Annotated in this window: 6 protein-coding genes and 1 pseudogene; 2 read left to right on the forward strand and 5 right to left on the reverse strand. The window is 59.8% G+C overall.

Annotated features, from left to right (window positions below; all coding sequences use genetic code 11):
• Nucleotides 1-65: 65 nt before the first annotated feature.
• Nucleotides 66-590 (reverse strand): DUF4946 domain-containing protein, encoded by a 525-nt coding sequence (locus tag NR126_RS27845; RefSeq protein ID WP_256832437.1) that lies wholly within the window; start codon nt 588-590, stop codon nt 66-68.
• A 196-nt stretch (nt 591-786) separates the two neighbouring features.
• On the opposite strand from NR126_RS27845, the gene gloA reads away from it, so the two are divergent.
• Nucleotides 787-1,308, forward strand: coding sequence for a lactoylglutathione lyase (gene gloA / locus NR126_RS27850; RefSeq protein ID WP_105755818.1), 522 nt, complete (start codon nt 787-789; stop codon nt 1,306-1,308).
• Nucleotides 1,309-1,378: 70 nt separating this feature from the next.
• On the opposite strand, the gene ahpF is transcribed toward gloA, so the two are convergent.
• Together ahpF and ahpC are read right to left on the reverse strand one after the other, a co-directional pair.
• Entirely contained in the window at nt 1,379-2,941 is a 1,563-nt protein-coding gene (gene ahpF / locus NR126_RS27855) for an alkyl hydroperoxide reductase subunit F (protein WP_256832438.1), read from the reverse strand.
• 126 nt (nt 2,942-3,067) lie between these two features.
• Nucleotides 3,068-3,631 (reverse strand): alkyl hydroperoxide reductase subunit C, encoded by a 564-nt coding sequence (gene ahpC / locus NR126_RS27860; protein ID WP_105755816.1) that lies wholly within the window; start codon nt 3,629-3,631, stop codon nt 3,068-3,070.
• A 225-nt stretch (nt 3,632-3,856) separates the two neighbouring features.
• On the opposite strand from ahpC, the gene NR126_RS27865 reads away from it, so the two are divergent.
• Entirely contained in the window at nt 3,857-4,879 is a 1,023-nt protein-coding gene (locus NR126_RS27865) for a DNA-binding protein (RefSeq protein WP_256832439.1), read from the forward strand.
• Here NR126_RS27865 and gorA read toward each other — a convergent pair.
• Together gorA and NR126_RS27875 are read right to left on the reverse strand one after the other, a co-directional pair.
• Nucleotides 4,876-6,234: a glutathione-disulfide reductase gene (gorA, locus tag NR126_RS27870; RefSeq protein ID WP_256832440.1), complete on the reverse strand. Its 1,359-nt coding sequence runs from the start codon at nt 6,232-6,234 to the stop codon at nt 4,876-4,878. The genes NR126_RS27865 and gorA overlap by 4 nt on opposite strands.
• Nucleotides 6,235-6,433: 199 nt before the next feature.
• Nucleotides 6,434-6,558 (reverse strand): annotated as a pseudogene (locus NR126_RS27875) (UTP--glucose-1-phosphate uridylyltransferase); the annotation flags it as partial.

Here is a 6,558-nt window from a genome sequence, read left to right on the forward strand (position 1 = left end):
TAAACAAGCAATTCGCCGCCTAAACACCCAACTTTCTGATTAATCCAAAAACCCAAAATTTGGCACTAAAGTTTCAAACTATCTCGCACGCCTTGTATTTCCTGCTGACTGCGGGCATACACCTCAGCCTGCCCGGCGTAGGAAAAAACATTAACCTTATCACCGTCCACCGCACCGACTAGTGTTTGCGACAACACATGGCGCCCATTTTCAGTAATGGTGCAAGTGGTTTCCTCGGCCGGCAGTCGGCTTAGTGTCGCGGCATGAAGGCTGTTGCACACACTCTGATAACCGCCTTGAAAGAAGTCCTTCTGGATCGACTTGCGCATTTCCAGGAGCACACCGCGCAAGTTGACCTCATGCCCGGCGTCGACCTGACTCACCGTTAGTTCGGCCACCAGCACGGGCTCGCCGTTCTCGTTGTTTTTGACTGCGCGCTGGCGGGACACTTTTGCCGTTTGACTGTCCTGCGCCAATGGCTGCACTTGCCAGCCGCCGGGCCAGGCAATGTCAGGCAGCGGGACATCTGCATGAGCGAAAGTGGCAAACAGAAAAGGTAAAACCAACAGACATCTGTAGTGTCGAATCATCAGGCAAGGCACTGGCGGGGCGAGCGGCAAAGTCTGCCCTGCGCCAGCCGGCCAGGCAATAGCCCAGGATTTGCATTGGCCCACCCGCCACCCTTGCGTATCATTGCGCCACTGCACGGAAGCCTCGACCCACGCAAGCCCAAGGACAGCTCCCAGCGCGGAGCGTCGTTTGCCCCACTTATTTTCCGGAGGGCCCATGAGCCTGCAAGAACTGAACTCTTTCCCCGGCGTCACCGCCCAACCCGATACCGCCACCCACAAATTCGTCTTCAACCACACCATGCTGCGGGTCAAGGACATCACCCGTTCGCTGGACTTCTACACCCGGGTCCTCGGCTTCAGCCTGGTGGAAAAACGTGATTTCCCGGAAGCCGAATTCAGCCTGTACTTCCTGGCCCTGGTCGAGAAAGACCAGATCCCGGCCGACGCCGCCGCACGCACCGAGTGGATGAAGTCGATCCCCGGCATCCTCGAGCTGACCCATAACCACGGCACCGAGAACGACGCGGATTTCGCCTACCACAACGGCAACACCGACCCGCGCGGTTTTGGTCATATCTGCATTTCGGTGCCAGACATTGTCGCCGCCTGCGAGCGTTTCGAAGCCCTGGGCTGCGATTTCCAAAAGCGCCTGAACGACGGCCGCATGAAAAGCCTGGCCTTCATCAAGGACCCGGACGGCTACTGGGTCGAAATCATCCAGCCAGCACCGCTGTAAACCGCTAAAGTCCGCAGCCACAAAAAAACCCATGAAGATCATTCATGGGTTTTTTTCTTTTAAGTGCCTGTTAGGCCGGAGCGGAGGTGCGGATCAGGTGATCGAAGGCACTCAGCGAAGCCTTGGCGCCCTCACCCACTGCAATCACGATCTGCTTGTACGGCACGGTGGTCACGTCACCGGCAGCAAACACACCGGGAATCGAAGTTTCACCCCGGTTATCGACAATGATCTCGCCACGGGGCGACAACTCCACCGTGCCCTTGAGCCAGTCGGTGTTGGGCAACAGGCCGATCTGAACGAAGATCCCTTCCAGTTCCACAGTGCGCAACTCGTCGCTCTGACGATCCTTGTAACGCAGGCCATTGACCTTCTGCCCGTCGCCAGTGACTTCAGTGGTTTGCGCACTGGTGATCACCGTGACATTGGGCAGGCTGTGCAGTTTTCGCTGCAAGACCGCATCGGCGCGCAACTGCACATCAAACTCCAGCAGGGTCACGTGGGCCACGATCCCGGCCAGGTCAATCGCCGCTTCGACGCCGGAGTTACCGCCGCCAATCACCGCCACGCGCTTGCCCTTGAACAACGGGCCGTCGCAATGCGGGCAGTAGGCAACACCCTTGTTGCGGTACTGCTGTTCGCCAGGGACGTTCATTTCGCGCCAGCGCGCACCGGTTGCCAGAATCACGGTTTTGGCGCTGAGCGAAGCACCGCTGGCGAAGTGAATTCGGTGCAATTCGCCAGGCTTGCCGGGCACCAATTTGTCGGCACGTTGCAGGTTCATGATGTCGACGTCGTACTGCTTGACGTGTTCTTCCAGCGCGACGGCCAGCTTCGGCCCTTCGGTTTCCTGCACTGAGATAAAGTTTTCGATGGCCATGGTGTCGAGCACCTGACCGCCAAAGCGCTCGGCAGCAACGCCGGTGCGGATGCCTTTGCGTGCAGCATAAATGGCCGCCGAAGCGCCAGCCGGGCCACCGCCGACCACCAACACGTCGAACGCGTCTTTGGCACTGATCTTCTCGGCCTGGCGCTCAAGGCCGCTGGTGTCGATTTTGGCGAGGATTTCTTCCAGGCCCATGCGGCCCTGGCCGAAGTTCACACCGTTAAGGTAAACGCTGGGCACGGCCATGATCTGACGCGCGTCGACTTCAGCCTGGAATAGCGCGCCGTCGATGGCGACGTGCTGAATATTGGGGTTGAGCACTGCCATCAGGTTCAACGCCTGGACCACATCCGGGCAGTTCTGGCAGGACAACGAGAAGTAGGTTTCGAACCTGAAATCGCCCTTCAGTGAGCGAATCTGTTCGATCACTTCGGCGCTGGCTTTCGACGGGTGGCCACCGACTTGCAGCAGCGCCAATACCAGGGAAGTGAATTCGTGACCCATCGGGATGCCGGCAAAGCGCAGGCTGATATCGGCCCCCGGGCGGTTAATCGAGAACGACGGCGTGCGGGCATCGTCACCGTTATCGAGCAAGGTAATTTGACTGGAAAGACTGGCAACGTCTTTCAACAGTTCGAGCATTTCCCGGGATTTCGCACCGTCGTCGAGGGAAGCAACGATCTCGATCGGCTGGGTGACCCGTTCCAGGTATGACTTCAACTGGGCTTTAAGATTGGCGTCCAACATACGGGCGATCTCCATGTTTCTTGAACGGTAGAAAAAACAACGCCCGAACGAATCTCGCCCGGGCGTTTTTGAGGGCGGTGCGGCTTACTGACTCAGGCGCCTGGCGCCCTCAATCGACTCATCGGCTCAGATCTTGCCGACCAAGTCCAGGGACGGGGCCAGAGTCGCTTCGCCTTCTTTCCACTTGGCTGGGCAGACTTCGCCCGGGTGAGCGGCAACGTACTGGGCAGCCTTGATTTTGCGCAGCAGTTCGCTGGCGTCACGGCCGACGCCACCGTCGTTCAACTCAACGATTTTGACCTGGCCTTCAGGGTTGATCACGAAGGTGCCACGGTCAGCCAGACCGGCTTCTTCGATCAGCACGTCGAAGTTGCGGGAGATCACGTGGGTCGGGTCGCCGATCATGGTGTACTGGATTTTGCCGATGGCTGGCGAAGTGTTGTGCCAGGCTGCGTGGGCAAAGTGAGTGTCGGTGGAAACGCTGTAGATCTCGACGCCCAGTTTCTGGAATTCGGCGTAGTTGTCAGCCAGGTCTTCCAGTTCGGTTGGGCAGACGAAGGTGAAGTCGGCTGGGTAGAAGAACACGACCGACCATTTGCCTTTCAGGTCAGCGTCCGACACTTGTACGAAATCGCCATTTTTGAAAGCGGTAGCGGTGAAGGGTTTAACTTGGCTGTTGATGATAGGCATCGTTGACTCTCCGTCAGGGTTGTTAAGTTGATGGAGAGAATCCTACCCAAGCGATCGGCAGATGGCTCATTGGCAAACCTGATGCTGCTCATTGGTTTTCGCTATTAGCCAGCGTACTTAATAGAAGCAAAGCGTCTCAGCCATTCCGACTGCCGGGCTGAACGGCAGGTGCGGTGGTACACTGCGCCGCTACGAAATACGTACTACGCAATGGCAGGAGATCACATGGCTCGGGGCGGTATAAACAAGATTGTGGTTCAGGCGGCACGTCTGGCGATCCTGGCACGCGGCGAAAACCCCAGCATTGATGCCATCCGGATCGAGCTGGGCAATACCGGTTCGAAAACCACCATCCACCGCTACCTCAAGGAGCTGGATGAAGATGTCACGGCGAATGCTGCCGAGGCTCAGGAACCCATGGATGAGGAGTTGACCGCACTGGTCCAGCGCCTCGCCCAGCGTCTGCGCGAGCAGGGTCAGGAACGCATCGACCTGGCATTGGCCAGCTTCGAGCAGGCGCGCCAGGCTCTAGAGGCCCAAATGGCCGAGGCGCTGCAGGTTCAGGCGCAACAGCAGCAGCAATTGCAGGCCCAGGCCGCGACCCTGGCCAGCGAGTCCGAGGCCCTGAACAACACCCGTGGCCTGTTGCAAAGTGAGCAAACCCGCAACGCCGGGTTGAGCCAGGCCTTGAGCGATTTTGAGTTGCGCTTGAACGACAAGGACGAGCAGATTCGCTCACTGGAGGAGAAACACCTGCACGCCCGCGACGCCCTTGAGCATTACCGCGAGGCGATCAAGGAGCAGCGGGATCAGGAGCAACGGCGCCATGAAGGCCAGGTGCAGCAGATCCAGATGGAGCTGCGCCAGGCCCAGCAAAGCGCCATGGTTCGCCAGGATGAGATCACCCAGCTCAACCGCGACAACGAACGCTTGCTGACCGAAAACCGTGGCACCGTGCGTGAACTGAACCTGGTACAGGATCAACTCAAACAGGGCGAGACCCGTTACGCACAGCTGCAGGAACAACTGCGCGCCCGCGACGCCGAATGCACCCTGCTCCAGGAGCGCCTGCGCATTGCCGTGCTGGAAAGCAGCCAGGCCCGGCAAACCGCGACCGAGCACATGCAGACCAACAGCGAGCTGGCCCTGCGCGCCGCCAGCGCCGAGGCCAGCCTGCAGGCCCTGCAACTGGCGGTGGCCAGCAAGGCAGAGCCTGAGCCACAGCCCGTCGAGGCCGAAACCCCTTAAGCGCCGACCGGCGTGCGCATGGTGACGAACTCTTCGGCGGCCGTCGGGTGTACGCCGATGGTTTCGTCGAAGTCACGCTTGGTCGCGCCAGCCTTGAGGGCGATCGCCAGGCCCTGGACGATTTCGCCGGCGTCCGGGCCGACCATGTGGCAACCCAGGACCTTGTCGGTCCTGGCATCCACCACCAACTTCATCAGCGTGCGCTCCTGGCAGTCGGTCAGGGTCAGCTTCATCGGCCGGAAACGGCTTTCGAAAATCTGCACGTCATGGCCTGCTTCCCGCGCCTGCTCCTCAGTCAGGCCAACGGTGCCGATGTTGGGCAGACTGAACACGGCGGTCGGGATCATCCGGTAGTCCACCGCACGGTACTGCTCGGGCTTGAACAGGCGACGGGCAACTGCCATGCCTTCGGCCAGGGCCACGGGGGTCAACTGCACGCGACCGATCACATCGCCAATCGCCAGCACCGAGGGTTCGGCGGTCTGGTACAGCTCATTGACCTCGACGAAGCCCTTGTCGTCGAGCTTGACCGCAGTGTTTTCCAGGCCAAGGTTGTCGAGCATCGGCCGCCGGCCGGTGGCGTAGAACACGCAATCGGTGTGCAGGGTACGACCATCCTTGAGAGTGACGTTCAAGCTGCCATCGGCCTGCTTGTCGATGCGTTCGATGTCGGCATTGAACTGCAGATCCATCCCGCGCTTGCTCAGTTCTTCCTGCAGATGCTTGCGCACCGCACCATCAAAACCGCGCAGGAACAGGTCGCCGCGATACAGCAGGCTGGTTTCGGCGCCCAGGCCGTGGAAGATCCCGGCGAATTCGACGGCGATGTACCCACCGCCGACCACCAGCACCCGCTTGGGCAGCGCCTTGAGGAAGAACGCCTGGTTGGAGCTGATGGCGTGTTCGTGCCCAGGAATTTGTGGAATCTGCGGCCAGCCGCCGGTGGCGATCAGGATGTTTTTCGCGCTGTGGCGTTCGCCATTGACCTCCACAGTATGGGGATCAACGATTGTCGCGTGGCCTTCGTGCAGGGTCACGCCACTGTTGACCAGCAGGTTGCGGTAGATGCCATTGAGGCGGTTGATCTCGCGGTCCTTGTTGGCGATCAGGGTCGCCCAGTCGAAGCTCGCTTCGCCCAGGGACCAGCCGAATCCGGCCGACTGCTCGAAGTCTTCGGCAAAGTGCGCGCCGTACACCAGCAGCTTCTTCGGCACGCAGCCAACGTTGACACAGGTCCCGCCCAGATATCGGCTCTCGGCCACGCCGACTTTTGCGCCAAAACCGGCGGCGAAGCGCGCCGCACGTACACCGCCGGAACCGGCGCCAATCACATACAGGTCAAAATCGTAAGCCATTTCAATCTCCTCGGCAGGCGCACAGCATACGCCCCATCACCGCTGTCTGACACGCCGCCTTCGCGGGCAAGCTGCCGGCGAAGGCGGTGCGCCTGAAGCACCGGGGTGCCTGGTTCGCCGGAAAGCCCGCTCCTATAACACCAAAAAAAACGCCCCGAACCAGTCGGGGCGTTTTATTGACTTCATCAAACCGGCGCTATCAGTAAGCCTTGCCAGTTTTGTAGAAGTGTTCGAAGCAGAAGTTGGTCGCTTCGATGTAGCCTTCAGCACCACCGCAGTCGAAACGCTGGCCCTTGAACTTGTAGGCAATCACGCAACCGTCCT

The sequence above is a fragment of the Pseudomonas sp. Pse1 genome, from assembly GCF_024519635.1.
Classification (GTDB): Bacteria; Pseudomonadota; Gammaproteobacteria; order Pseudomonadales; family Pseudomonadaceae; genus Aquipseudomonas.